This window comes from Thalassospira sp. A3_1 (assembly GCF_017744215.1).
GTDB lineage: Bacteria > Pseudomonadota > Alphaproteobacteria > Rhodospirillales > Thalassospiraceae > Thalassospira > Thalassospira lucentensis_A.
The window spans coordinates 35,975-60,503 of sequence record NZ_JAGHQQ010000006.1; the positions used below are offsets into that span (position 1 = coordinate 35,975).

20 protein-coding genes are annotated in these 24,529 nt (G+C 56.5%); 13 read left to right on the forward strand and 7 right to left on the reverse strand.

Annotated elements, in window-relative coordinates:
• Positions 1 to 51: 51 nt before the first annotated feature.
• Positions 52 to 1,371, reverse strand: a complete 1,320-nt coding sequence (locus tag J7395_RS19525) for an aspartate aminotransferase family protein (RefSeq protein WP_209223283.1) — start codon at positions 1,369 to 1,371, stop codon at positions 52 to 54.
• Between the two features lie 123 nt (positions 1,372 to 1,494).
• Between J7395_RS19525 and J7395_RS19530 the strand changes: the two genes are divergently transcribed.
• Entirely contained in the window at positions 1,495 to 2,355 is an 861-nt protein-coding gene (locus J7395_RS19530) for a LysR family transcriptional regulator (protein ID WP_209223285.1), read from the forward strand.
• A gap of 19 nt (positions 2,356 to 2,374) precedes the next feature.
• Here the strand turns inward: J7395_RS19530 and J7395_RS19535 are convergent, their stop codons facing one another.
• Positions 2,375 to 5,473 (reverse strand): FAD-binding and (Fe-S)-binding domain-containing protein, encoded by a 3,099-nt coding sequence (locus J7395_RS19535; RefSeq protein ID WP_209223287.1) that lies wholly within the window; start codon positions 5,471 to 5,473, stop codon positions 2,375 to 2,377.
• 556 nt (positions 5,474 to 6,029) lie between these two features.
• Entirely contained in the window at positions 6,030 to 7,325 is a 1,296-nt protein-coding gene (locus tag J7395_RS19540) for a hypothetical protein (RefSeq protein WP_209223289.1), read from the reverse strand.
• A gap of 402 nt (positions 7,326 to 7,727) precedes the next feature.
• Here J7395_RS19540 and J7395_RS19545 point away from each other — a divergent pair, with 402 nt between their 5' ends.
• Complete coding sequence (locus J7395_RS19545; protein ID WP_209223291.1) at positions 7,728 to 8,918, forward strand: LysR family transcriptional regulator; 1,191 nt, start codon at positions 7,728 to 7,730, stop codon at positions 8,916 to 8,918.
• Positions 8,919 to 8,965: 47 nt separating this feature from the next.
• Here the strand turns inward: J7395_RS19545 and J7395_RS19550 are convergent, their stop codons facing one another.
• Complete coding sequence (locus tag J7395_RS19550; protein ID WP_209223293.1) at positions 8,966 to 11,512, reverse strand: TIR domain-containing protein; 2,547 nt, start codon at positions 11,510 to 11,512, stop codon at positions 8,966 to 8,968.
• Positions 11,513 to 11,755: 243 nt separating this feature from the next.
• Here J7395_RS19550 and J7395_RS19555 point away from each other — a divergent pair, with 243 nt between their 5' ends.
• The 3 genes from J7395_RS19555 to J7395_RS19565 all read left to right on the forward strand — a co-directional run bounded on the left by J7395_RS19555 (position 11,756) and on the right by J7395_RS19565 (position 14,577).
• Positions 11,756 to 12,835 carry a patatin-like phospholipase family protein gene (locus J7395_RS19555; protein ID WP_209223295.1) on the forward strand — a complete coding sequence of 360 codons (1,080 nt, stop codon included), beginning with the start codon at positions 11,756 to 11,758 and terminating at the stop codon, positions 12,833 to 12,835.
• Positions 12,836 to 13,299: 464 nt separating this feature from the next.
• Positions 13,300 to 13,770 carry a hypothetical protein gene (locus tag J7395_RS19560; protein ID WP_209223297.1) on the forward strand — a complete coding sequence of 157 codons (471 nt, stop codon included), beginning with the start codon at positions 13,300 to 13,302 and terminating at the stop codon, positions 13,768 to 13,770.
• A gap of 228 nt (positions 13,771 to 13,998) precedes the next feature.
• Positions 13,999 to 14,577, forward strand: a complete 579-nt coding sequence (locus tag J7395_RS19565) for a sugar O-acetyltransferase (RefSeq protein ID WP_209223299.1) — start codon at positions 13,999 to 14,001, stop codon at positions 14,575 to 14,577.
• On the opposite strand, the gene J7395_RS19570 is transcribed toward J7395_RS19565, so the two are convergent.
• Positions 14,563 to 15,288: an NIPSNAP family protein gene (locus J7395_RS19570; RefSeq protein WP_209223301.1), complete on the reverse strand. Its 726-nt coding sequence runs from the start codon at positions 15,286 to 15,288 to the stop codon at positions 14,563 to 14,565. The two genes, J7395_RS19565 and J7395_RS19570, sit on opposite strands and share 15 nt — an antisense overlap.
• 130 nt (positions 15,289 to 15,418) lie before the next feature.
• Here J7395_RS19570 and J7395_RS19575 point away from each other — a divergent pair, with 130 nt between their 5' ends.
• Positions 15,419 to 16,036, forward strand: a complete 618-nt coding sequence (locus J7395_RS19575) for a TetR/AcrR family transcriptional regulator (RefSeq protein ID WP_209223303.1) — start codon at positions 15,419 to 15,421, stop codon at positions 16,034 to 16,036.
• A gap of 29 nt (positions 16,037 to 16,065) precedes the next feature.
• Here J7395_RS19575 and J7395_RS19580 read toward each other — a convergent pair whose 3' ends face one another.
• On the reverse strand, positions 16,066 to 16,680 hold the full coding sequence (locus tag J7395_RS19580; RefSeq protein ID WP_209223305.1) for a hypothetical protein: 615 nt from the start codon (positions 16,678 to 16,680) through the stop codon (positions 16,066 to 16,068).
• Between the two features lie 262 nt (positions 16,681 to 16,942).
• Here J7395_RS19580 and J7395_RS19585 point away from each other — a divergent pair, with 262 nt between their 5' ends.
• Genes J7395_RS19585 through J7395_RS19610 form a run of 6 tightly spaced genes read left to right on the forward strand, consistent with a single transcriptional unit; the run spans position 16,943 to position 22,670 of the window.
• Entirely contained in the window at positions 16,943 to 17,983 is a 1,041-nt protein-coding gene (locus tag J7395_RS19585) for a LacI family DNA-binding transcriptional regulator (protein WP_209223306.1), read from the forward strand.
• 11 nt (positions 17,984 to 17,994) lie between these two features.
• On the forward strand, positions 17,995 to 18,999 hold the full coding sequence (locus tag J7395_RS19590) for an ABC transporter substrate-binding protein (RefSeq protein WP_209223308.1): 1,005 nt from the start codon (positions 17,995 to 17,997) through the stop codon (positions 18,997 to 18,999).
• 60 nt (positions 19,000 to 19,059) lie between these two features.
• The gene (locus tag J7395_RS19595; RefSeq protein WP_209223310.1) at positions 19,060 to 19,920 is read left to right on the forward strand and encodes an ABC transporter permease; all 861 of its coding nucleotides are present in this window, start codon (positions 19,060 to 19,062) and stop codon (positions 19,918 to 19,920) included.
• Positions 19,921 to 19,922: 2 nt separating this feature from the next.
• A complete protein-coding gene (locus tag J7395_RS19600; protein WP_062951740.1) occupies positions 19,923 to 20,741 on the forward strand; it encodes an ABC transporter permease subunit in 819 nt (272 codons plus the stop codon).
• The gene (locus tag J7395_RS19605; RefSeq protein ID WP_209223312.1) at positions 20,738 to 21,814 is read left to right on the forward strand and encodes an ABC transporter ATP-binding protein; all 1,077 of its coding nucleotides are present in this window, start codon (positions 20,738 to 20,740) and stop codon (positions 21,812 to 21,814) included. The genes J7395_RS19600 and J7395_RS19605 overlap by 4 nt, the downstream gene beginning before the upstream one ends.
• 25 nt (positions 21,815 to 21,839) lie before the next feature.
• Complete coding sequence (locus J7395_RS19610) at positions 21,840 to 22,670, forward strand: phosphodiesterase (RefSeq protein ID WP_209223314.1); 831 nt, start codon at positions 21,840 to 21,842, stop codon at positions 22,668 to 22,670.
• Positions 22,671 to 22,773: 103 nt separating this feature from the next.
• Here the strand turns inward: J7395_RS19610 and J7395_RS19615 are convergent, their stop codons facing one another.
• Complete coding sequence (locus tag J7395_RS19615; RefSeq protein ID WP_209223316.1) at positions 22,774 to 23,964, reverse strand: FAD-dependent oxidoreductase; 1,191 nt, start codon at positions 23,962 to 23,964, stop codon at positions 22,774 to 22,776.
• A 233-nt stretch (positions 23,965 to 24,197) separates the two neighbouring features.
• Here J7395_RS19615 and J7395_RS19620 point away from each other — a divergent pair, with 233 nt between their 5' ends.
• Positions 24,198 to 24,524, forward strand: a complete 327-nt coding sequence (locus J7395_RS19620; RefSeq protein ID WP_007091819.1) for a multidrug efflux SMR transporter — start codon at positions 24,198 to 24,200, stop codon at positions 24,522 to 24,524.
• Positions 24,525 to 24,529 lie beyond the last annotated feature (5 nt).

Consider the following 24,529-nt stretch of genomic DNA (forward strand, 5'->3'; position numbering starts at 1 on the left):
GCTGGTTATGGGATCAGCCGGGCTTTTGTTTTGGGAACGAGGAAGGGGCGATTAGTGGCCCGACAATGCCCCATCAATTGATTTGGCGATGATCGACAGGCCAAGGTCGAGTTCCGCGTCACTGATCGTCAGCGGCGGCGCGATGCGGAACACACCGCCCATGCCGGGCAGCTTGACGATATTCATGCTAAGCCCGTTTTTGAACGCCCCGGTCGCAATCGCGGCCCCCAGATCATGATCGGGTTCCCTGAACAGGCCGTCCGCACCTCGTTTGACGATTTCAACGCCAAGCATCAATCCACGCCCGCGGACATCGCCGATACAGTCATAGCGGTCTTTGAGCTTTGATAAGCCATCAAACAGCTTTTTGCCCGATGTCCGGGCACGGTCGACCAGTTTCTCGTCACGCACCACGTCAAGCACCGTCACACCGACCGCGGCGGGCAGGGGGTCGGACACGTGGGTGGTGTAAAACAGGAAGCCCTTTTCATGGGCGGCATCTTCGATTTCGGCCGTGGTCATGACGGCGGCAAGCGGCAGGCCCGCGCCGATGGTTTTGGACAGGGTCATGATATCGGGTGTCACGCCATCGCGTTCAAAGGCGAACATATCGCCGGTGCGGCCCACGCCCGTCTGGGCCTCGTCCAGAATAAGCAACATGCCGCGTTCAACGCATTTCTGTTTAAGGGCGGCCAAGTATCCCTTGGGCAGGGGCAACATGCCGCCCGATGACAGGATCGGCTCGGCAATAAAGGCGGCAAGATTGCCGGTCGACTGGCTATCGACCAGATTAAACGCGTCATCAAGCTCCGTCTGCCAGTCCAGCGACCCATCGGCATGTTTGAACCGCGGGCGAAACGCATTCGGGGCGGGAATGGCGAATGATCCGACGGCCGCCGGGCCATATCCCTTGCGCCCGGCACTATAGGTTGCCGATGCGGCAACGCCGGTCATCCCGTGCCAGCTTTTGGAAAAGGCGACGATTTCGTGTTTGCCGGTGACAAGCTTTGCCATCCGGATCGCGGCCTCGTTGGACTCTGCCCCGGTGGAAACCAGCAAAACCCGATCCAGCCCCGGTGCCAGTTCCGCCAGACGCTCCGCCAATGTCACGACTGGGCGGGACAGCATGCCGCTAAACAGATGGGCGACTTTTTCGACCTGGTTTTGCACGGTTTCGACGATTTTCGGGTGTCCGTGACCCAGAAGCGCGCTCATCTGCCCGGATGTGAAATCCAGAATAGGGCGGTCATCGGCGTCATAGACGAACGATCCCTTGGCGCGTTCGATGATGGCGGGCTCAAACGTGCCGCCATAGCGGATCAGGTGTTTTTTGGCGGCATCCCAGAATTTCGGATCGGTGTTGCGTGACATGATGGGCTCCCTGCATGCCTGTGTCTTTGGCTGATCCTGATGGTATCTGCTGGCAGGAAAGCCGTAAAATTGATAGTTATGGCATTCTAGTATTGGAAAAATTGATATGGTGCTGGTGCGGCGATGCAGACTTTGCTTGATCTCAAACTGCTTGCGACCTTTGTGCGGGCCGCGCATTCCGGCACGCTGAGTGCCACGGCCATTCAGGTCGGCCGCACCCAGTCAACCGTGACGATGCAAATCCAGCGGCTTGAAGAAACGCTGGGCCAAAGCCTGTTTCACCGAAGCGGCAGCGGGGTGAGCCTGACCGGGGCGGGGGAACGGTTTCTGGGCTATGCCGAACGGATTTTGCGCCTGCATGACGAGGCCGTTTCGGCCTTTTCCGACAAGGGCTTGCATGGCTCGATGGTGTTTGGCTGTCCCGAGGATTACCTGATCACGTTTTTCCCGGCCCTGCTTAAAAGCTTTGGCACCATCCACCCGGATGTCGAGATCAAGGTGGTATCGGCCCCAAGCCCGGAATTGAACCGCCTGCTGCATGCCAGCCAGATCGATATGGCGATCACCTCGACCCCGGAAATCCATGACCGGCACAAGATCGTGCGCACCGAACAGCTTGCCTGGGTCGGAAGCAAACCGACGCTGGAACTCCACGATTTCCCCGATGGTGCCATTCCGCTTGCGATGCCGGCCTCAAACGCCATGGATCACAAGGCGGCCTGTGATGCGATGGATGACGCAGGGATGCGCTATAAAATATCCTATGCCAGCAACAGCCTGACCGGCCTGATCGCGGTGGCGCGGTCCGGCCTTGCGATCAGCGTGATGATGCAAAAAGCCGTCCCGGCGGACCTTTACATCCTCAAATCCCCGATGCCCGCCTTGCCGCAACTGGGTTTGCAGGTTGTGACGTCAAACACCGCGCGCAGCCCGGCGATTAGTGCGTTTGGGGATCACATCCGGAATTTGCTGCCGTTCCTGTGATGGTGGATCAGTCGACCCGTCAGACCAGTTCGGTCAGATACTCCACCGGATGTTTCGGCTTCGCCCCTTCAAAGCGGGCGACCTGACAGCGGCAGGAATAGCCGGTGACGAGCATGTTATCCAGGCCCGTCTGATCGACTTTCTTTTTCCAGCTTTGGTCATAAAGCGCGCGGGATGTTTCCTGATGGCGGGTTTCGTGGCCGTAAACGCCAGCCATGCCGCAACATCCGGTTTTCTCGGTCGCGAGTTTGATGCCGAAGGCTTCGAAAATCTTTTGCCATTTGACGCTGACATCGGGGATCGATGTTTTTTCCGTGCAATGCGGGAAGAGGGTTGCCGGGGCCGTACCCCCTGCATTCCCGCCGCTTGCGGGCAGCGTGAGGCGGCCTTCGGCGATCTCGCCCGCCAGCCATTCATGAAACAGATGCACGCGGTAATCCGGGCGATCCGTACCAAGGCGCTGGGCATATTCCTGCCGATAGGTCAGCGTCACGCTGGCCTCAATCCCGATCAGGGGTACACCGGTTTTGGCCAGTCGGCCATAGACGATATCGTTTTGCTTTGCCTGATAATCAAAGCGTTTGAGGAAACCCTTTACATGCAAGGCCTTGCCATTCGGGCGATAGGGCGGCACGAAAACGCGGTAGCCGAGCTTCTGCAGAAGGTCGATATGGGCGATGAAAACATTGATGTCATAGTGGCTGGTGAAGCAATCCTGCAAAAGCACCACGGATTTGGCGCGATCCGCATCGGAGAGGGCCTCAAGATCGGCCAGTTTGAACGGGCCGATGCCGCGTTTGCGCAGGGCCGAACGCACGCTTTGGCGGCTGAGTTTCGGCAAATCGGTCAGGCCGATCAGGCTTTTGAAAATCCACGGCATCGGCGGGATGGATTGCAGGGCATTGAAAAGCAACGGCGCCTTTGCCATCAGCGGGGCGATGCTTTCAAGCTGTGCGATCACGTAATCCTTTACCGGCCGTTTGTAGCGGGTGTGATAGGCCTCAAGGAACCGTGATTTCATTTCCGGAATATCGACCTTGACCGGGCATTGCCCCGCACAGGCCTTGCAGGACAGGCAACCGGCCATGGCATCATAGACATCATGCGAGAAATCGCGTGCATTGATCACGGCGAGGTCCTGATTGCGCGGATCGGTGCCGACCGAAAGCTGCCTTATCCATTCACGGACAAGGCCCGCCCGGCCCTTGGGCGAATGAACGCGGTCGCGCGTGACCTTGTAGGACGGGCACATCGCATCCATCAGGTCCCAGTTAAAGCAGGCGCCGTTGCCGTTGCATCGCGTCGCGTTGAGATATTCATCGCGCAGCCTGTCTTCGATCTGGCGGTCAAGCTGGCCACGCATCGGGGCTTCGTCAATCGCGGTGATCGGGGTGTTTTTCGAATAGGGGGATGCGATCTTGCCGGGGTTTAATTGTCCTTCCGGATCAAAGGCTTCCTTGATGCGCTTGAGCACATCATAAAGCTCAGGGCCGAAATAGGTTGGGGAATATTCGCCGCGAAAACCCTTGCCATGTTCGCCCCAGATCAGGCCGTTATATTTTTTGGTCAGGTCAACGACCCTGTCCGATACACGGCGCAGGCGCGCTTCGTCCTGCTCGTCACACATATCAAGCAACGGGCGGACATGCAGACAGCCGACATCGACATGGCCAAACATGCCGTAATCAAGGCCTTCGGCATCGAGCAAAGCGCGGAATTCCGCGATAAAATCGGCAAGGTTTTCGGGGGGAACGGCGGTATCCTCGACAAAGGGGGTCGCGCGGCGTTTGCCTTCAAGATTGCCAAGCAATCCAACGGATTTCGCCCGGATTGACCAGATGGCGGCGATCTGCGTCGGATCGGTGGCCTGCACAAAGCCGATGGGGGCGTAATCCGCATCCGGGGTGGCCTCAAGATGGGCGCGCAGTTCAGCCTGTTTTGCCGCGACGTCTTCGGGCGTTTCACCAACAAATTCAACGACATTGAAGCCGCGGGTCGGCACAGTGCTATCCTCGGTCCCCAGCAGTTTGCCCAGCAGATGCCAGCTTTCATCCTGCTTTGCCAGCTCCATGACCTTGTCATCGATGCTTTCGATGGCGACCGGGTCAAACTGCACAAGGGTGCCGACATGGCGAAGCGCACTGTCAAAGCTGTCATAACGCACCACCGTGACCGCCTTGTGCTTTGGCAGGGGAATGACACGCAGCGTGATTTCCTTGACCATGCCAAGGCTGCCCTCGGCCCCGGCGATCAGGAAGCTTAAATTCATATCCCCTTGATCTGAAACGGCTTCCTTGAGGTTATAGCCCGTAAGCCCGCGATTCATTTCCGGGAAAATCGCGTTGATCTGATCCCGGCGCGGCATGATTTCATCGTGGATTTTGCGGTAAAGCCGACCGGTGCGGTCGTCACGCGCCATGATTTCGGCGGCGTCCGCGGCACTCATCGCATGGGTGCGGAAATCGGTGCCGTCGATCAGAACCGTGGTCATGTCATTGATATAATGGCTTGTTTTGCCATAAATCCGCGATCCCTTGCCGGAGCTATCGGACCCGATCATGCCGCCAATGGTCGCCCGGCTGGCGGTGGAAACGGCGGGCGGGAAGAAGAAACCATGCGGTTTGAGCCACGCGTTAAGCTGGTCCAGCACCACGCCGGGCTCGACATGGACCAGCCCTTTTTCGGCGTCAAAACCCAGTATGTTATTGAGATGCTTGGATGTATCAAGGGTGATGGTGTTGTTGAGCGACTGGCCGTTGGTGCCCGTACCGCCACCGCGCGGGGTGATTTTGACCTCGCTAAATTCCTCGCGCCCGGCCAGTTCCATCACCACATTGATATCATTGCGGTTTCTGGGCTGCAGGACGGCGGTTGGCATCACCTGATAGACGCTGTTATCGGTCGCATTGATCAGGCGGGACGGGAAATCGGCATGGATTTCACCGGCAAATTTCCCTTCTTTTTCAAGGGTTTTGAGGAAACCAAGTGTGAGACTGTCAAGCGACCGGTCCGGGGTCAGAACCGGCAGGCGGTTGAGCCGGGAAAAGCTGCGGCGGGCGGGTGTTGATCTGGCGGTTGATCTGGTGGTCGGGCTGGCGGTCGGGGCGGGCGCGGTCATGATGTCTCTCTGGTCTCTTTTTCGGCGCGCGGGCGGCGTCATTTGACCCATTTGACAGGAGGTGGATTAAATAGACAAATTTAAAATTCCGAAGGATTATTCATTTTTAGTGAATAATCCGATTTTTCAACCCGGTCGGAACCCGCATGCCGACCGTGCCGAGGGGGCAAAAAAGGGCTCCGGGGTCGGTTTTGTTAAAGTCATATTATATGATTAAAATGGATTTGGTATAAATTATACCGCCGTTCTGGCGCGCAAATGGTCCCGATCCATCAGGAAACCTGCGGCGTTCAGAGCTTTGAGGCGCTGTCGGTGCGGGAAATTATAAAAGTCTTATCATATGATTTTTATTTATGCTGTCTGAGCCACATTTTCGCCCCGGGCTCTGGTCCTGATTCTGGTCCTGTCTCCAACTCTGGCCCGTTCCCGTCCCGACATTTCCGCGAAGTGAAATCGGGCGGCGGGTTCGGTGGCGATTTTAGTCGATGCGGCACAAAGGACTGGATTCCCGCCTGCGCGGGAATGACCGGGGTGGTGGGATTGACCGTGCCGCGCCTTACAGACGGAACCGGTTGCGCAAACCAAGGCCGATCAGGAACAGGAAGATGAAACTGAGCGCGCCTTGGGTGATCATGAGGGCATTGACCCATGAGCCGGGGTCCGTGCCATAAAGCGCCGTTAGCGCATCTTCGCGCAAATCTCGTGATTGCGGGAGAAACGGTAGGCTGTTGCTGGCGGATAGCAGGGCTGCCTGTGCCCAACCTGCCCACCCGGCGGCGGATGTTTCTGTCGCCAGTGTTTTATACAGACCCATGCTGGCGGCGGTGAGCACGATAAGGGCGGCAAAGGGCCGCAGGATATTCTGGCCGTAGTCGCTGAATGCACTAAAGGCCATGTCAAGAACCGAGCCAAACCAAGAGGTTTCTATCCAGCGTTTCGCTCGGTTTTCATCGGCGGAAAATCGCAGGGCGGCCTGATGGTCCTTGTTGGTTTCGGCGATTTCTTTGAGGCGGCGTAGGCGTGCGCCGTCCTGCGGGTCTTCTGCCATGCGGGAGAGTTTTGGGGGCCAACCAAGTTTCGGCGATATGCGCGGGAGTTTGACATTCAGGTCGCTGAGTTCGACCTGATGTGAGGATCGGGTGGCGCGCAGATCCGGGATGATGGTTAGATTACCTTGAAGAGTAAGCGGGCCGTCAAAAGATGCGCTGTGCAGATTGAAGGATTTTAAACTAGAGGCAGAGGAGGGAAGGGCGAAAATAGCTCGGCCTTTGATTGATAATTCTTTGGCTTGAATATGTCTTAATTCAACGGATTCAGGGTTAAAGTTTAAGTTGTTGATCTTCACCTGACGGAAGCTTATTTCTCCGCTGCCGAATGTGGTTCCGGGGAAGTGCACGTCGCTGTTTAGGAACGAGGCTCGATAGAAGTGCAAGAAGCCGTTGCCGAAAGTGATGTAAGCGAAGTCCACATTGCCGTTGCCGAAAGTGGTATAAGCGAAGTCCACGTTGCCATTACCGAAAGTGGCCCAAATGAAGCTCACATTGCCATTACCAAAAGTAGCAAAAGAGAAATCCAAATGGCCTTCGCCAAATTTGGCAAGAGAAAAGTCCACGAGGCCGTCGCCAAAAATGGCAGAAGAAAAATCCACGAGGCCGTCGCCAAAATGGTAACCTGAGAAGGAGAGGTTTCCTTTAGGGTCCCGTTTGCTTGAGAAATCGACACCGGCAAAGCTGATATCCCAGCCTGGATGTTGATCAATCCAAGAGTTCCAAGCGTCTCGACCTTGACGCCACAGTTTGAGGGCTGCTTCGCCTTCCAACTTTTGTCTTGCCGGTATCGCTTCTTCCGTCATATCCCTGAATTCATTCTCTGTTTTGCGTAGGTGCAGTTGGGCACCAGAATGCCCTTTAAAGTAGCGTTTGGCGATATAAAACCGGTGTCGTTGGGAGAGGTTTTGCCGTCGGCAAGCTCATCCCCTATCCGTTATTCCGGGCGAAGACCCGGAATCCATTGGGCTGCGGGTTCAGTGGTGATTTTTGCGGATGCGGCACGGAGGACTGGATTCCCGCGTTCGCGGGAATGACGGGGTGGTGGGGCGTGGTGAGGCTTGCCGTTCCGTGTTGTGCCGTGGTGTGGGGCGGCGTGGTTTGGGGCGGTTTGGCGGCGGGGTGCGTGGGTGCGTGCAGGAATAGCTGCACAATCGGCGCGTTACCCGTTAGTGTTGCAGTCCGGTCAACCAGTTAGCGGATGAAACATGCTGTCTTCCATCAGTTTGCGCCATATGCGGGTTTTTGTTGCGGTCGCCGATCATGGCACCTTTACCGCCGCGGCGGAGGTTTTGGGGCTGACGCCGTCGGGATTGACGGCGACGATCCGCCAGTTCGAGGATGTGGCGGGCACCCCGCTTTTTGATCGCACGACGCGACAGGTGACGTTGAGTGCCACGGGGGCGCGGTTTTTACCCACGGCACGCCGGTTGATCAGCGAGTTTGAGGAGGCGCTTGGCGATCTGGATGCGCTGTCCAAGGGCATTGGCGGGACGATCCGCATTGCGGCTGCCCCATCGGTCCTGACCCGTATTCTGCCCGGTGTGATCAGCCGGTTTGTGGGGGAACATCCCGACGCACGGCTTCGCCTGGACGAGCTTAACGCGGGCGAGGTGCATGAGGCGGTGGCGCGTAACGAGGCGGATTTTGGCATTGCCGGGGAATGGCATGCCCTGCCCGATATTGCGTTCAGCCCGCTGTTTTCCGACCGGTTCGGGGTGCTGTGCCGCCCGACCCATGCCTTTGCCAAACGCAGCGCGATTGCGTGGTCGGAACTGGCCGATCAGGCGTTTGTCGGGCTGGGCCCGGAATCGGGCACACGCGCCATGATGGCGGCACAGGGAAGCTTTGCCGGTGAAGCGGGGGGCGCTGGTGGCGCTGGTGGTGCCACTTATGCCGGTGTTGACCCGGCGGAGGTCGCGGCATCGCCTGCGATAAAGCGGGCCGCGGCCCTTGGCCTGCCCGAGGCGCAAAAGGCCTTGCGCCGGGCGAATGCCAGCGAACGGGCGATTGAACGGGTGGCGAAGGCAAACCTTGCCAAGCGTGCGGAGGACGCCAAAAACGGAAGCCGTGCGGCGGACGGATCGGGCAGCACCATGATCGACCCGATCGCGCAATTGCGCCCGATTGTCGAAACATCCAACACGATCACGCTGGCCGCGATGGTGGCCGAAGGGGTGGGGATCACGGTCCTGCCGGAACTGGCAGCAAGGGTGGCCGACCTTGCCGCACCCGGCAAACTGGCCTTCGTGCCGCTGTGCGAGCCCATCCGCAAACGCCCGATTGGCATCATCACCCGCCAAAGCAGAAGCCTGTCCCCGATTGCGCGGATCTTCCTTGCGATGGTGATCGAACAGGCGCCCAAAATGGATTTGCCTGCGGCGATTGAGTGGGGGTGAGTTTTTCTTACATGTCGTCCCTTTTTGGGGGGGGGAGAGGGTAAGGCTTACGCGTCACGATATCCTTCCGGTGATGAAGTACTTAATCTTGCTACTTCATCCAGCCTTTCTTTGCATTTTTCAACTGCTACCAAATCCCTGCTAATAGCTTTGTCGGTAATTTTTAGTTCTAAGCAGCGCTTTTCAATCTGTAGGTCGAAGTAATCTTTTCTAGTTATCTGTGAGAGGAACCTCTCGGCATCAACCCAGCGTCCTTCTACAACAGCATGTCGAGCTTGAAGTTGAAAAGCGTCAAAGTGCCTGTTAACTGCATTAGAGAATTCAACGGTTGCAGGTAGTAGAGAAGCATCTCCAGCTTCAATTCTTACTGCGCATTCTAGTAATTGACAGCTCAATTGGTTCACTTTTGGGGCATCTCGTGCTATCTTGAGTTCTTCTTGCGCCAGATCAAGTTTCATTTCCCGAAGATATCTACCAGCCCGAAATAATGGAACTTCACCGTATTCATCGCCGCCGGGTTTGAGCGTTGCTTCAAGTTCAGTTGCTTCTGTGAAAAGTCGGAGTCCTCGAAGTGCCCTTATTTTAAGGATGAGAAGTCCTGTTTCTCGTTGAATTTGGTTTTTTCCAAGCTGGTTTAGGGTTTCCAGTGCTTCAGAAAATTTTTGATTCCTAATATAAGCTTTGGCAAGAAGTCGGATATTTCTCAGCTTAAAGTGTTTAAGTGATAGGGATTGGCGCAGATTTTTAATGGCGGCGTCCATATCTCTGCTAACATGAAATTCGTAACTTCCTCTCAAGTAGTAAACACTGGGAAGGGCGTTTCTTTCCATGAAATCTATGATGTCTTTTGGGAAAATTCCCGCCCTAATTGCACTATCTCCCCCGGTAAATAATATTTGCTCAATAGCATCATCAGATACTCTCATTGTCATCGCTAGTTTAGATGTTTTATAAATTGAGGCAAATTCCTCCCTGTTATTTCCTTTTATCGACCTTGCCCGATCAAATTGGCTCCTGACAATAGCAAGAAGAGAAGAGCTTGTTAGCAGGTTTGATAATTCCTCAGGTATTTCTCCTGATGTTTCTATCGCGGCAATGAGTAACGCACTAACAAGTTGAGAGTCCATTTCTCCGTGTTCTATATTTTCTTCTATTTTTGATCTTACTTTAATAAGTAAAGGTTGAGAAAAGCTCTGTAGATTAGTTCGGGAATGAGTTGCTACCATATCAGGACAGCTAAAGTATTCTGCGTCTACTGATTGGAGTAATGAAAAATCAATTAGCTCCCATATCTCGTTTGATAGGGTTTTTTCTTCTATTTCAAGTACTTGATGGATCATTCTGAAAGAAAGTTTCGGGAATACACCTAGTAATGATATTATTTTTATTTGCGTTTCGTTGAGTATTTCTCCGCTAAAAATAGATTTTAATGCTTTTGCCTGAAAAGCCATAATTGGGTCAGGGTTTGCTGTTAATGTATCCGCATTTCGGCCTGCGTTTAATAACAGTGCTGTATGATGTGCGGTGGCAGGATGGCCCCCAATCAATCTCGATAATATCTCTACTTTTTGAGAGTCATAGTACCTTGGAGTGACTATGTTATTTAAGAGCACTTGAATCGCTGTTTGGGATACTTCATTAATTGCAAACTGAGCGATATTTGCTCTTCCTGCTATTTCGTCATCTGGCAGGCGCCTCTCGGAAACGTATATCACTCTCAAGCCTGTTTGCTCTGTCGTGATTCTAAAAAACTCATTGAGCCACGGCTTGAGTTGTATGCTCCTATCCCGAAGCCCCCACCTAGTTTTAAACACTATTGGTTGATTTATTTCAGACCAATGATCCACCTGTAGGGCGATGGCTTTGGCTTGTTCTTCTGGCGAGAGGGGGCTGAATCTTTGTATTTGTTCTGCTAGATCGGACTTCGACATAATGCCATCAAGGTCTTCTTTTAGCGCGATATAAAAATCTACGGCCTCTGCCATATCCGGTAAGTCGAATATGGGGCCTCCTTGCCGCATCATCGAAAATGAACGAGAAATTATTTTACTGGCAACAGTCGTTCTTCCCATCCCCGGGATTCCAGATAGTACGATGTGCTGTAGTGGTCGGCCATGTTTTGGTAGCGCCTGTATTGTCGAGAGGTGAATGTCGTCAAGTATTTCTTCTCTTCCAACTATTTTGCTTTTGTTTTGTGTTATATTTTTGTTTAGTATGTGTAAAATGGATCTTGATATGTCAGATATGGTATATTGTTCAGTTGTTGTCATGTAAGACTTCATCCAATCTGGTAGAGAATTATGTGTCTCTCCATTTATTGGGCAAACGAGTATTCTATTTTTCTTTGATTTAATGTTTTCTATTTCTGCTAGGTTGACCTCGAATTCAACCCAAGAATTTTTGGTGTTTGGTGAATGAAATAAAACAAAGATACCGCTCTCCGAGATTCCTCTCTTCATTTCCTCTGTGAACCCACCACCAGGATTAATTGTTTTGATGTCGTAAAATGTACCAGAAGCATCAAGTCTTTTATAAATTTGGTCGACTAGTGATTTGTCTTTGCTAGAGTGAGATAAAAAAACATTTCCATTCATTTTTTATGCTCCAATATATGTTTAAATATCTATTAGACTGCGGAATTTGAAGGAAGGAGTAAAGATAAATCTGCTTTACCTTCACATGGGTCAAAATACCATCTCCTGACCGTACAATCACGAATTTAGTCTGAGTTCTTTTTAGCGATAGCCTTTTAACCCCTCCAAACTGGTAATTCTTCGCATGTGCAACATATCATGAGGGTGGGCGTGGCCCGCGAGTGAGATGGCGCAGGAGTTGGCATGAGCGAGAGTGCGAAGAAACCGACGGCGAAGAACAAGACCAACGGCAACGGGAACGGCAAGGCCAAGAAGCCGCGCAAGCATATCAGTCTGGCGTTGCAGGGGGGCGGGTCGCATGGGGCGTTTACGTGGGGGGTGCTTGACCGGCTGCTTGAGGATGAGGAAATCACGGTTGAGGCGATTTCCGGGACCTCGGCGGGGGCGATGAATGCCGCGGTGGTGACGTCGGGCTTTGCCAAGGGTGGTTATGAGGGCGCACGGATCGACCTTGAGACATTCTGGCGCGCGGTATCGGAAGCCGCCCGGTTCAGCCCGCTTCAGCGCAGCCCGATTGATATCCTGTTTGGCAACTGGTCGCTTGAAAACTCGCTGGCTTATATGTGGCTTGATATGAGTGCGCGGGTGTTTTCGCCCTATGACCTGAACCCGGCGGGGGATAATCCGCTGGCCGCGATCTTGAACGAGGTCGTCGATTTCAGGGCGCTTAATGAAAGTCCGGCCAAGCTTTTTGTCACCGCGACCAATGTTGAAACCGGGCAGGGGCGGGTGTTTCGCAACCCCGATATCACGGTCGATGTGCTGCTGGCGTCGGCCTGTCTGCCGACGATTTACAAGGCGATCGAGATTGACGGGGTGCCGTATTGGGACGGCGGATATTCCGGCAATCCGAGCCTTGGGCCGCTGGTGCGCGAATGCGGATCGGATGATACGGTTTTGGTGCAGATCAATCCGGTCAAACGTCCCGGTGTGCCGAAAACATCGCGCGAGATTGCCAATCGTCTGAACGAGGTATCGTTCAATAGCAGCCTGATGAAAGAGCTTCGGATGATTTCGATCCTGCGAAAGGACATGCCCGACCATGCGTGTGAAGCCAGCAAATGGGGGGCGATGCGGATGCATTGCATCGCAAGCGATGTGATGCTGGAGCTTGATCAATCCTCCAAACTCAACGCCGAATGGGATTTCATGACCATGCTGCGCGACAAGGGGCGCGAGGCGGCAGCGAAATTCTTGCGCAAGCATCGGCGCGATATTGGCGAACGGCCGACACTGGACCTTGATCTGTTTGCGCCGGATTGACGGGGAATTTGGCGGGGTTTGAGGTTGCGGCACGAAAGGCTGGATTCCCGCGTGCGCGGGAATGACGGGGTTGGGGAATGTTTTTTCCATCCGTTCGTCACTCCCGCGAAGGCGGGAGTCCATGGGGCTGCGGGCTCGGTGGCGGGGTTTGAGGGTGCGGCACGGAGGACTGGATTCCCGCCTTCGCGGGAATGACGGTTTTTTTTGGGTATGGCTTTTCCATCCGTTCGTCACTCCCGCGAAGGCGGGAGTCCATGGGGCTGCGGGCTCGGTGGTTGGGTTTGAGGTTGCGGTGCGGAGGACTGGATTCCCGCCTTCGCGGGAATGACGGGGGTGGGCGGGCTTGTTTTGTGGCGCCGGGCGGGTCCTCTCGCGCTGCTCGCCAAGCTGTGATCGGGGCTTGATTTCCGATTATCGACAAAGCCGTTTACACCGGATGGAAAGATCAATCCGGAGATAAGCAGATGTTGAAATCGGTTGTTATGGGTGGCGGGATTGCGATGGCGATGCTGGCGGGGTTTGCCGCCCCGTCGCAGGCCGCCCCAAAGGTTATCGAAATCACGCAGGTGCCCTGCCAGTTTCTGGAGCCCGAGGGCACCAACCATCATTACACCAGCACCAAGAAAGCCGATTGCGTCGCGATCAACAAGGAAAGCGGTGATGCGCGGGTGGAAAAGGCTGGTGAAATGACGCTCGCCCCCGGTGATTACATTTTCCGGGTGGCCAATGATGGTGTGCCCTACGAGGTCGGTTTCTGGCTGCGTGACAAGGATTACGACTGGACCGACAAGATATTGAGCCAGAAGATTTCGGTGTCGGGTGGCGGCCTTTTGCAGGGCAAGACCAAGGATTATGCCGTGACGCTTGAGCCCGGTGAGTATCTTTATAGCTGCCCGCTTAATACCACGCCCAATTACAGGCTTGTGGTGAAGTAACGATTTTTTGCCTCCTCCCTGAAAAACTGATTGGCAGGTTTCCCGTCTCCCCCCTGATCAGATGATCTGTGACGTTTTATGGTGATCTGCCGACCTGACCCGCATGTGCCCCCACACATGCGGGTTTCTTTTGGGCGGGTTTCTTTTTTGCGGGTTTTCTTTGTTTGCGCGAGATAAGGCGCAGGCGTAGTCTGAGCCCCGCCATCATCAACAACGCCCCGGATCGAGATGCCCCAAAGCGAGCTTGCAAAAATGAAGGCAGGGCAGTGGTATAGCTGCCTTGACCCGGAATTGGACGCCATGCGGGCACGTGCCCATGAGGCGGTGCATGAACACAGCATCCTGCCGCCGTCTGATCGCGGCAATATCGCGCCAAAGCTGCGTGCGCTGTTTGCGCAATGTGCCGAAGACGCGCGGATCGAAACACGGTTTCATTGTGCCTATGGGGTCAATATCCACCTTGGGCGCGATGTGTTCATCAATGTCGGCTGCACGATCCTTGATACGGCTTCGGTGATCATCGGTGATCATTCAATGCTGGGTCCGAATGTGCAGATTTACTGCGCGCAGCATCACAAGGACCCGGAGCTTCGAAAGCAGCATCTTGAAATCGCCCTGCCGGTGACGATTGGCCGGAATGTCTGGATCGGTGGTGGTGCCATCATCCTGGCCGGGGTCAGCATCGGCGATGATGCGATTGTCGGCGCGGGTGCGGTGGTGACGAGGAATGTTGCACCGGGCACAACGGTTGTTGGCAACCCGGCGCGGGTGATGGGTGGACAGGGGCAATCCCTATCGCAGGTGTGAGCGCGCGGTTGGCGCAAGGCGCAGGATTTCGCGCGGGCGCCATAGCCATTGATCAAGTTCGGATGCCAGATGATTTTGCCAGTCCGGGTGGCTGGCGAGCCGATCGGAGAAGGTGGCGTAACCCGATGGGCTGTCAAAGCGGGCCAGCCAGACAAAGACGGTTTCGCCTTCGCGGACCGGCAGGCGGGGGAAGCTGTTGGGCGCGGTTTCGCTGATCAGTTCGGCCAGAATATCCGCCCCGCAATCGCGCAAGGTCGGGCGTAGTTTTTCAGCAAAGAAAGCGGCGAATTCGGAAGCCCGGCCGGGGGCGAGTGCGCAGATGCTGGCCTCGACAAAGCCGGTTGCCGGGATGCCGTCCGTTATTGCCGGGCGGGGGCGCGCGGGTGTGGCAAAGCCGGTGGTGGCATGGGCCGGGCGCAGCAGCAGGACATTATCGGAATTGACCATGGTGCCATTGGCCGCATCACAATGCTGCGCCCAGACGGGGCCGGTATAAAATGCGCCAAGGGCCTTGGCGCGATCATCCATATCGGCAAAGCCGCGCAGCCAGGCGAAGCTGTTGGCGTCATCAAGGTCGCGGAACTGACCGATGACGGACATGCCGCAGGCTTCCTGGCTTTCGATGAATTCACGATCAAACAGATCGATCAGGGCCTGCCGCGTGCCGGGTTTCAGGCGGTAACGGCGCAGTTCGATGATGCTGGTATGCATGGTTTTGGACCTTGGTTATAAAACAGGATGAATGACCTGTTTTGATTAACAGGATGTTTGTCCTGTTTTGTCAAGCTGCGATAGGATAGGAAGGCAAAAGGATATGCCCAAATCTGTCAGGAGATCACCGATGAGCGCGTCCAAGAGATCACCAGCAAGCCCGGTGCGTTCACGCAGCAATGACCCGGAAGGCATGCGCAACCGCATTCTGGATGCGGCGTTTGAGGCCTTTGTCACGCGGGGCTATCACGCGACCGCGATGAACGACATCCGGGATCTGGCCGGGGTGAGCGGCGGGGCATTCGCGCATCATTTTCCCAGCAAAAAGCAGCTTGGCCTTGCGGTTCTGAAGGAACGGGTTGCCGATGCGGTGATGCAAAGCTGGATCGCACCGGTGCAGCAGGCAGCCACCGCCAAGGAAGGTATCCTTGCAGTGATGACGGCGATCATTGAAGAGTTGTCGGCCAAGGCCAAAGTCACCGGTTGCCCGCTTAACAATCTTGCGCACGAGCTTTCGGGCGGGGATCGGGATTTTCAGGTGGCCTGTGCCGCGGTTTTTGATCGCTGGCAAGATGGGATTGCGAAGGCCCTGATGCGCGATGGTGCTGTGGATGAGGCGGCGGAAGCAGGGCGGCTTGCCGGGTTTGTCATCGCATCCTATTCCGGGGCGATGGCAATGGCCAAAAGCCGACAGGATGTTGGCGCGCTTTGCGATTGCCGGGCGATGTTCGACCGGATGATCCCCTGAACCGTTGCGCTACTGGCCGGAAGCGATGATCAGGCGCAGACGGTTGGCAGGTCATATTCACCGCGAATGCGGGTCAGGCCTTCGACGAGTTCGCGACGCCGCGCCTCGGCACCCGTGGTGTCATCGATTTTGGGATCGGCGGCGATGATGTCGGGGTAAAGGCCGCGTGCGGTGTCTTCCCGTGCCTGATCGGAATAGGTGATGGCTTCGAGCCACAAACCGGCAAGCGCGTAATCCGCATTGGGTGACCCGGTTGCGGTGGCGGCATTTGACAGGGCGGTTGCGTGATCGCATTTGGCAAGAGCCGTCAGTCCGGCAAAGGCATCATCGCCGATTTTGGCGCGGATGCGATCCTGCTTTTCCTGTTGGGCGGCCCTGAAGGTTTCTTCCTGCTGCGCATCGGCCGCGGCCCCCGAAATTGCCCCGGCGGTTGCCCCGGCAGCCACCCCGTAAACGGTGGAGCGTGCCGCGGCCTCGACCGGGTTGCCGCCAAAGATCGCGGCGGTCACAAAGCCGCCGACCGCGCCCGAAATCGCGCCGACCCCGGCACCGCGCCCGGCATATTCACCGGTTTTCCCCGTGCAGCCCGAAACGGCAAAGGCAAGGACAAGTGCAGTTGCGGGGGCAAGAAAGGGAAAGCGCATCGGGGGGCTCCTGATCATTGGAATTGTCTTGGCCGAGGTTACACCGGAACACCGGGCAAGGGGAAGGCAAAGCGGGGAGGACGTGGCGCGGAAGCCCTGTTAACGGCAAGCCTATACGGGAAAATCTGGCGCAATCGGTCGATATGAGAAGTGGCAGTTTTCCGCCAATGTAAACGTTTCAAACATTCATAAAACGGAAACAAATGCGTTATCAGACTGACTTGTAATTTCCGTATGGTGGGGGCGTTACAGGAGTTCTGGTATGTCGTCAAAACCCACCATGCGCGATGTGGCGCGTAAATCCGGTCTTTCGATTGCGACCGTGTCACGCGTGATCAATTACCCCGGCGAGGTTCCGGCGGAGACGGCCGAAATCGTGACCGCGGCGATGCGATATCTGAATTACCGGCCCAACATCAATGGCCGCCGGTTGAAGATGACCCATACCCGCACGGTGGGCGTTCTGGTGCCGACCCTTGCCAACCCGGTTTTTGCGACATCTGTGCAGGGGATCGAGCAGGAAGCCAATCAAGAGGGGCTTACGGTTCTTCTGACATCCTCGAATTACGATCCCGAACGCGAAATGGGGGCGGTTTCAGCGCTTTTGAACAATCGCGTCGATGGGTTGATCCTGACCCTTGCCAATGCAGACAACAATCCGGTGGTGGATTTGCTGCTGGCCGAGAAAATCCCGTTTGTGTTGCTGTTTAACCAGCCGGAACGCGCCGACATTGCCGCGATCAGTGTTGATAACGCCAAGTCGGCCTTTGACATCACCAACGCGATGATTGCCAAGGGGCACCGGTCGCTTGTGATGGTGGCGGGCCAGTTTGAAAGTTCGGACCGGTCGCGCCAGCGCTATGACGGGTTTTGCCGGGCGCTGGATCAGGCCGGGATTGAGAAAAAGCATCTGGTGCAGGTGCGGTTTGGTGAAACCGACCTGGTGGAGCCATTACGCGATCTGCTGTTGGGGCCGGATGCGGTCACGGGGATTGTCTGTTCGACCGACATGCTGGCGATTGCCGCGATCAGCGCGTGCCGGGCGCATGGGTTATCGGTGCCCGGTGATGTTTCGGTTGGCGGTATTGACGGAATTTCGGTGGGTGGGCTGATCACGCCAAAGCTGTGTTCGGCAGTTCAACCCACCCAGGAGATGGGCCGGCAGGCGCTTGCATTCCTGCGCGGCCTGATCAAGGGGCAGACAAACCCGCAGAGTTTGTTGCTGCCTCATCATCTAAGCGACGGGGACTCCATTGGATCAATCCGAGGATCATCCCGACGCCGTTCATCAACCCGAGTATAGGAAGATCAAAAGTGCGTTTCAAACAACTTGTCATGGGTGCGGCGTTTGCTGTTGCGGCTGCGCAGCCCGCCTTCGCCGAAGATGTTGCGATTTGCTATAACTGTCCGCCGGAATGGGCCGATTGGGGCGGGCAGCTTAAAAACATTGCGCGCGACCTTAAGATCGATGTTCCGCAGGATAACAAGAATTCCGGTCAGACGCTGTCGCAGCTTCTGGCGGAAAAGGATAATCCGGTTGCCGATGTTGCCTATTACGGGGTTTCGTTTGGCATCAAGGCCAAAGAGGAAGGCGTTGTTGCCGATTACAAACCGGCCAATTTCGACAAGATCCCGGACGGCCTGAAAGATCCGGAAGGCGCGTGGTTTGCCATTCATTCCGGCACGATTGGCCTGTTTGTGAATACCGAAGCCCTTGGCGGGGCGCCGGTTCCGCAAAGCTGGTCGGACCTTCTGAAGCCGGAATACAAGGGCATGGTGGGCTATCTTGACCCGTCAAGCGCGTTTGTCGGTTATGCCGGTGCGGTTGCGATCAACCGGGCGATGGGCGGGTCGCTTGACGATTTCACGCCGGGGATCGAGTTTTTCAAGAAGCTGAAGGCAAACGATCCGATCGTGCCGAAACAGACCGCCTATGCGCGGGTTCTGTCGGGCGAAATTCCGATCCTGATCGATTATGATTTCAATGCCTATCGTGCGAAATACAAGGACGAGGCGAGTGTGGCCTTCGTCATCCCGTCTGAAGGTACGGTTGCCGTTCCTTATGTCATGAGTCTCGTGAAAAACGGGCCGCATGCCGATAACGGCAAAAAGGTTCTGGATTATGTGATGTCGGATGCCGGACAGGCCCATTGGGCCAATGCGTTCCTGCGCCCGGTGATTGCATCGGCGATGTCGCCGGAAGCCTCCGAAAAGTTCCTTCCGGCCGCGGAATATGAACGTTCCCAGCCGGTCGATTACGCCAAAATGGCCGAAGTTCAGGCCGGTTTTGGCGAGCGTTATCTGTCCGAGGTGCGGTAAGTGTCGTCGGTTGAACATATCAAAGAGGGGCGTTCGCGCCCTTCTTTCCCGCCATTTTTCATGTCGTCTTTATTCGGGCGGGCAACACCGGGGGCGGGAAGCCCGGCCATTCTGGCATTGCTGATGTTGCCCGGCCTGATCATTGTCGCGGCGTTTTTCATCATTCCGATGGCGCTGGTGGCGATGCGGGTGGCGGATGGCCCCGACGGGCTTGCGACCTATTTCGTGATCCTGACAAATGATCGGTATCTGGCAAGCCTGATCCAGACGCTTGTGATGTCGGCGGGGGTTACGGTGACGGCCCTTGTGCTGTGCGGGATTTGCGGGCTGTTTCTGGTGCGTAACCGGTTTGCCGGGCGCAATGTGATTACGGCCCTTTTGACCCTGCCGCTCTCGTTTCCGGGGACGGTGGTTGGTTTCATGGTGATCATGCTGGCCGGGCGGCAGGGCGTGATCGGATCAATCACGGATGCGCTTTGGGGCGAGAAGATCGTCTTTGCCTATGAGATCACCGGGTTGTTTGTCGGCTATCTTTATTTTTCGATCCCGCGGGTGATTTTAGCCGTGATGGCATCGGCCGAGAAGCTTGATCCGCAGCTTGAAGAAGCGGCCCGGTCGCTGGGCGCGCCGACATGGCGGGTGGTCAGGGATGTGATCCTGCCGGGGCTTATGCCCGGTCTTGTGTCGTCGGGTGCGATCTGTTTTGCGACCGCGATGGGGGCGTTTGGCACGGCCTTTACGCTGGCGACCGATATCGATGTTCTGCCGATGGTGATCTATACCGAATTTACCCGAAACGCCAATATCGCGGTGGCCGCAGCACTTAGCATCGCGTTGGGCGCGATGACATGGGCGGTTCTGGCTGCGGTGCGGGTTTTCGTTGGCAATGGTGCGACATCGGGCACCGGTGGGGGAGCGTGATCATGCGGCGTGACTGGAAATTTTACAGCCAGCTTGGCCTGACGATTGTGCTGTGCCTGTTTATCGTGGTGCCGGTGGTGATGTCGGCCCTGGCCGGGGTGACGGTCAATGTGTTCAAGGGGCTATCGTCGGGGCTTACCCTGCGCTGGGTGTTTGAGGTCTGGGACCTTTATGCGCAAAGCATCCTGCTGTCGCTTGGCATTGCGATGGCGTGCCTTGTGGTGACATTGGTGGCGGGTGTGCCGCTGGCCTATGTGCTGGTGCGACGGCCCAGCCGGATGATGCGGCTGTTTGAGGAATTGCTGACACTGCCGGTAGCCATACCGGGGCTGGCATTGGCGCTGGCGTTGCTGATTACCTATGGCGGGGTTAGCGGGTATCGGTCGAGCTGGCTTTTCATCCTGACCGGGCATGTTTTGTTTACCCTGCCATTCATGGTGCGCTCTGTCGCGGCCGTGATGGCGGCGATGGATATGAAGATGCTGGAAGAAGGGGCGGCAAGCCTTGGTGCCGGGTTCTGGCGGCGGTTCTTTGGTGTCATCGTGCCCAATGCCAAGCCGGGTATTCTGGCAGGTGCGCTTATGGTGGTGACGTTATCCATCGGGGAATTCAACCTGACCTGGATGCTGCATACGCCGCTTACCAAAACATTACCAGTCGGCCTTGCCGATGCCTATGCATCGATGCGCCTTGAGATCGGCAGTGCCTATACCCTGATTTTCTTTGTTTTGATCATGCCGTTGCTGATTGCGATGCAGGCACTTGCCGACCGGGGCAAGCGCGCATCCAGACGCATCGATACGGCGGAGGATACGTTATGAGTACGCAGATCAGACTTCGCAATTGTGCGAAAACCTTTGCCGATGGCACACGCGCACTGGCCCCCTTTGACCTGACGATCGAGGGCGGGGAAACGATTGTTTTGCTGGGCCCGTCGGGATGCGGCAAGACAACGATTTTGCGCATGATTGCCGGGCTTGAATTTTCTGACGCGGGCGGTGTGATCAGCTTTGACGGGGATGATGTCACCCGCCAGTCGATTGAAAAACGCCGGGTCGGCATGGTGTTTCAGTCCTATGCCCTGTTTCCCAATATGACGGTGGCGGAAAACGTTGCCTATGGGCTTAAGGGGCATGGGGTACCCAGCGCGGAACGTGATGCCCGCGTCGATGCGATGCTGGAAATGATGCATATCGATATGCTGGCGGACCGGCGGATTGATCAGCTTTCGGGTGGGCAGCGCCAGCGTGTGGCACTGGCGCGTGCGATTGCGGTGCAGCCGCGTGTATTGTTGCTGGACGAACCCCTGACCGCGCTGGATGCGAAACTGCGCGTGCGGTTGCGCACCGAGATCAATGCGCTGTTGCGCAAGCTTGGCATTACGGCGGTTTACGTGACCCACGATCAGGAAGAAGCCATGGCGCTGGGGGATCGGATTGTGGTGATGCAAAAGGGCGAGATCGCCCAGATCGGCACCCCGCGCGAGATTTACCGCAAGCCGCAAAACCCGTTTGTTGCCGATTTCGTCGGAGCGGCCAACCGGATGACAGGGCAGATGCGCGACGGGCGGCTGCATATCGGCGCCCATGTTTTTGATGCGGTCGATGCGTTTGATCCGCGCCACGGGGCGATTATCGATCAGGGTGCGGTGGAGCTTTATTTCCGGGCGGACGGGCTTTCGCCCTGCGATCTGGACGAGGCGCATTTTACCGGCCGGGTCGAGGCGGTGTCGTATCTGGGTGAACGGTTGCGTCTGACCGTGTCGGGGATTGGCCCGCAGGCGGTGACAATCGATACCCATGCCGATGACGTCATTGAAGCCGGGGCGGATGTGCATTGCCGGGTCAATGCCGACCGGCTGACGGTTTTCCCCGCTGTTGCGGCCCATTCATAAAAGCAAAAGAAAGAAATCAAAGAAAATGCTGATTGCACAATTGACCGACCTGCATATCGGGGCGGGCCGCAGGCTTGCCTATCGCAAGGTGGATACCGCAGGCGCGCTTGAAAAGGCGGTTGCCCATGTGATGGCGATGGTGCCGCGCCCGGATGTGGTGCTGTTTACCGGCGATATCGGGGACCTTGGCGACCAGCAAGAATATGCGCTGGTGGCGGAAATCCTTGAAAAGCTGACGATCCCCTATTTCATGGTGCCGGGGAACCATGACCGGCGCGGGCCGCTTCGCGCGGCCTTCCCTGATGCAACCCCGGTCAAAGGGACGACGGCATTCGTCAATTATGTTGTCGATGATTTTCCGTTGCGCCTGATCGCGCTTGATACGCTTGACGAGGGCAAGCCGGGTGGCGTTCTGGGGAAGGCACAGCTTGACTGGCTGCGCGATGTGCTTCTGGACGGAACGGGGCGCGATTGCGCGATTTTCATGCATCATCCGCCGATCCGGACCGGTATTGCCCATATGGATGCGCAAAATCTGGGCGAGGGGGCGGAAGAACTCGCGGCAATCGTTTCGGTGCATCGTGACCGGATCAAGGCGATTTTCTGTGGTCATGTGCATCGTCCGATCCATACGATCTGGGCCGGGGTGCCGTTGATGATCGGGCCATCGGTCGCCCATCAGGTGGCGTTTGATTTACGCGCCGATGGACCATCGGCCTTTGTCATGGAGCCGCCCGCGATGCATTTGCATGTGTGGGATGCTGCGCAGCACAGCCTGATGACGCATCTGGCCTATCTTGACCGGTATGACGGACCGCATCCGTTTTTCGGACCGGATGGGAAGCTGATTGTTTGACCTGTTTGGCGGCAGTTTTTGCGCTTCTTTCTGCCTCTATGCGGATGTGGCGCGGAGGACTGGATTCCCGCCTTCGCGGGAGTGACGGCGGGGGAGTGGGGGATTATTTCCCCACCCCGACCTTGATGGCGAGTTTGCGAAGCGGGCCGATGCGGTTGATTGCGGTGAGGCCCGCATAGCGCAGATCGCGGAGCGTTCTGGGTTCGAACATCGATGCGCGGTTAAGCAGATCAATGCCGCCAACCCGTGCCAGCGTTTTGGGAAGCTGTTTGCGTTCGTAGGATTTGAGCAACGTGGTGGCCCCGATATCGTCGCCCTTGAGCTTGGCCTTTGCCATCAGGTCGGCCAGGGTTTCGATGTCATGCAGGCTCATATTAAGCCCCTGTGCGCCAATCGGTGGGACGACGTGGGCGGCTTCGGCCACCAGGGCCAAGCGGGCCGAAATCAGGCGCGACGGGACCTGCGAGATCATCGGCCAGATCGCGCGCGGGCTTGCGACCGTAAGCGGGCCGAACATCGACATGGTGTCGTGGGTGATTTCAGCCGAAAGGGTCGCGTCATCCATGTTGTAAAGCTGTCGGGCGCGGTCGGCCGGTGTCATCCAGACGACGGACGAGCAGGGCTTGCCATCAAGATCGGGCATGGGAACCAAGGTCAGCGGACCGCCGGTGCGGTGGATTTCGGTCGAGATATTGTCATGCGGTTTGTCGTGGGTGACGACAAAGACCAGCGCACTTTGATCATAGGCCCAGCGGCGATGCTTGATCCCGGCGAATTCGCGAAGCGATGAATTGCGGCCGTCCGCCGCCACGACCAGCTTGGCGCGCACGGTTTCGCCGCCGGATAATGTTGCCTCGCCATAGCGGGCAGTGCCGGTAAAGCCGGTGACGGTGGTGGAAAAGCGGAAATCGACATTGGGGAGCGTTTCAAGTTTCGCCATCAGCGAAACACGGGCGGCCTTGTTCGACACGTTCCAGCCAAAGAAACCCTGCGTGGTTTCAGCACCGTCAAAATCGGCGGTTTCGCGCGGGGTCATTTCATTGCCCCCGGCATCGACGATGCGCATGACGCGAAGTTCGGCACCCGTGGGTTTGATCGCGTCCCAGACGCCGGCCTTTTTAAGGGTTTCGATGCCCGGTTGCAGGAAGGCGGTGGTGCGCAGATCGGTTCCTTCGCCAATGTCGGCGGGGGCGGGATCGACGATCATGATCCTGTGCCCGTCGGCGGCAAAGCGGGCCGCCGCACTCATGCCGGCGATGCCGCCGCCTGCAATCAGAATATCGGTTTCGATCATGTCTTTATCCCTGCTTTATTCGGGCTTCAAATCCGGGCGCAGTGTCGCATGTTGGTGGTCGGGCTGCAATGCGCCCGCAATGTGCCTTGAGGTGAGATTATACGCAATGGCTTTGGCGGGTGGTTTGATGCAGATCGGGGCAGGACGAAAATTATCGCGACGGATGGCTTGCCCCGCACGGCGGTTTTGGCCATTTTGGGCGCACAAAATCTTTGACCGTGAAAGGGTTGGTTATGCTGGCATGGGTTTATCTGTTGGGTGCGATCTGCCTTGAAGTGGTCGGGACGGTGTCGCTTAAACTGTCGAACGGGTTTACTGACTGGCGGTTTGCGGTTCTGACCCTGTCGCTTTATGGCGTCAGTTTCTGGGTGCTGTCGCTCACCCTTCGCACCCTGCCGGTCAGCACCGCCTATGCGGTGTGGTCGGGCCTTGGCACGGCGGCGGTCGCCGTGATTGGCGTGATGTTTTTCAAGGAACCGATGAGCGCGTTCAAGGCGGTGTTCCTTTTGATGATCATCGGTGGTGTGATCGGGCTTAATGCGGTGGGCGGCAAGCATTAGGATTG

Bases quoted from the DNA above. Each gene is read 5' to 3' on its own strand.
- J7395_RS19525 (WP_209223283.1), bottom strand. From the start codon at position 1,371: ATGTCACGCAACACCGATCCGAAATTCTGGGATGCCGCCAAAAAACAC.
- J7395_RS19530 (WP_209223285.1), top strand. From the start codon at position 1,495: ATGCAGACTTTGCTTGATCTCAAACTGCTTGCGACCTTTGTGCGGGCC.
- J7395_RS19535 (WP_209223287.1), bottom strand. From the start codon at position 5,473: ATGACCGCGCCCGCCCCGACCGCCAGCCCGACCACCAGATCAACCGCC.
- J7395_RS19540 (WP_209223289.1), bottom strand. From the start codon at position 7,325: ATGACGGAAGAAGCGATACCGGCAAGACAAAAGTTGGAAGGCGAAGCA.
- J7395_RS19545 (WP_209223291.1), top strand. From the start codon at position 7,728: ATGCTGTCTTCCATCAGTTTGCGCCATATGCGGGTTTTTGTTGCGGTC.
- J7395_RS19550 (WP_209223293.1), bottom strand. From the start codon at position 11,512: ATGAATGGAAATGTTTTTTTATCTCACTCTAGCAAAGACAAATCACTA.
- J7395_RS19555 (WP_209223295.1), top strand. From the start codon at position 11,756: ATGAGCGAGAGTGCGAAGAAACCGACGGCGAAGAACAAGACCAACGGC.
- J7395_RS19560 (WP_209223297.1), top strand. From the start codon at position 13,300: ATGTTGAAATCGGTTGTTATGGGTGGCGGGATTGCGATGGCGATGCTG.
- J7395_RS19565 (WP_209223299.1), top strand. From the start codon at position 13,999: ATGCCCCAAAGCGAGCTTGCAAAAATGAAGGCAGGGCAGTGGTATAGC.
- J7395_RS19570 (WP_209223301.1), bottom strand. From the start codon at position 15,288: ATGCATACCAGCATCATCGAACTGCGCCGTTACCGCCTGAAACCCGGC.
- J7395_RS19575 (WP_209223303.1), top strand. From the start codon at position 15,419: ATGAGCGCGTCCAAGAGATCACCAGCAAGCCCGGTGCGTTCACGCAGC.
- J7395_RS19580 (WP_209223305.1), bottom strand. From the start codon at position 16,680: ATGCGCTTTCCCTTTCTTGCCCCCGCAACTGCACTTGTCCTTGCCTTT.
- J7395_RS19585 (WP_209223306.1), top strand. From the start codon at position 16,943: ATGTCGTCAAAACCCACCATGCGCGATGTGGCGCGTAAATCCGGTCTT.
- J7395_RS19595 (WP_209223310.1), top strand. From the start codon at position 19,060: ATGTCGTCTTTATTCGGGCGGGCAACACCGGGGGCGGGAAGCCCGGCC.
- J7395_RS19600 (WP_062951740.1), top strand. From the start codon at position 19,923: ATGCGGCGTGACTGGAAATTTTACAGCCAGCTTGGCCTGACGATTGTG.
- J7395_RS19605 (WP_209223312.1), top strand. From the start codon at position 20,738: ATGAGTACGCAGATCAGACTTCGCAATTGTGCGAAAACCTTTGCCGAT.
- J7395_RS19610 (WP_209223314.1), top strand. From the start codon at position 21,840: ATGCTGATTGCACAATTGACCGACCTGCATATCGGGGCGGGCCGCAGG.
- J7395_RS19615 (WP_209223316.1), bottom strand. From the start codon at position 23,964: ATGATCGAAACCGATATTCTGATTGCAGGCGGCGGCATCGCCGGCATG.
- J7395_RS19620 (WP_007091819.1), top strand. From the start codon at position 24,198: ATGCTGGCATGGGTTTATCTGTTGGGTGCGATCTGCCTTGAAGTGGTC.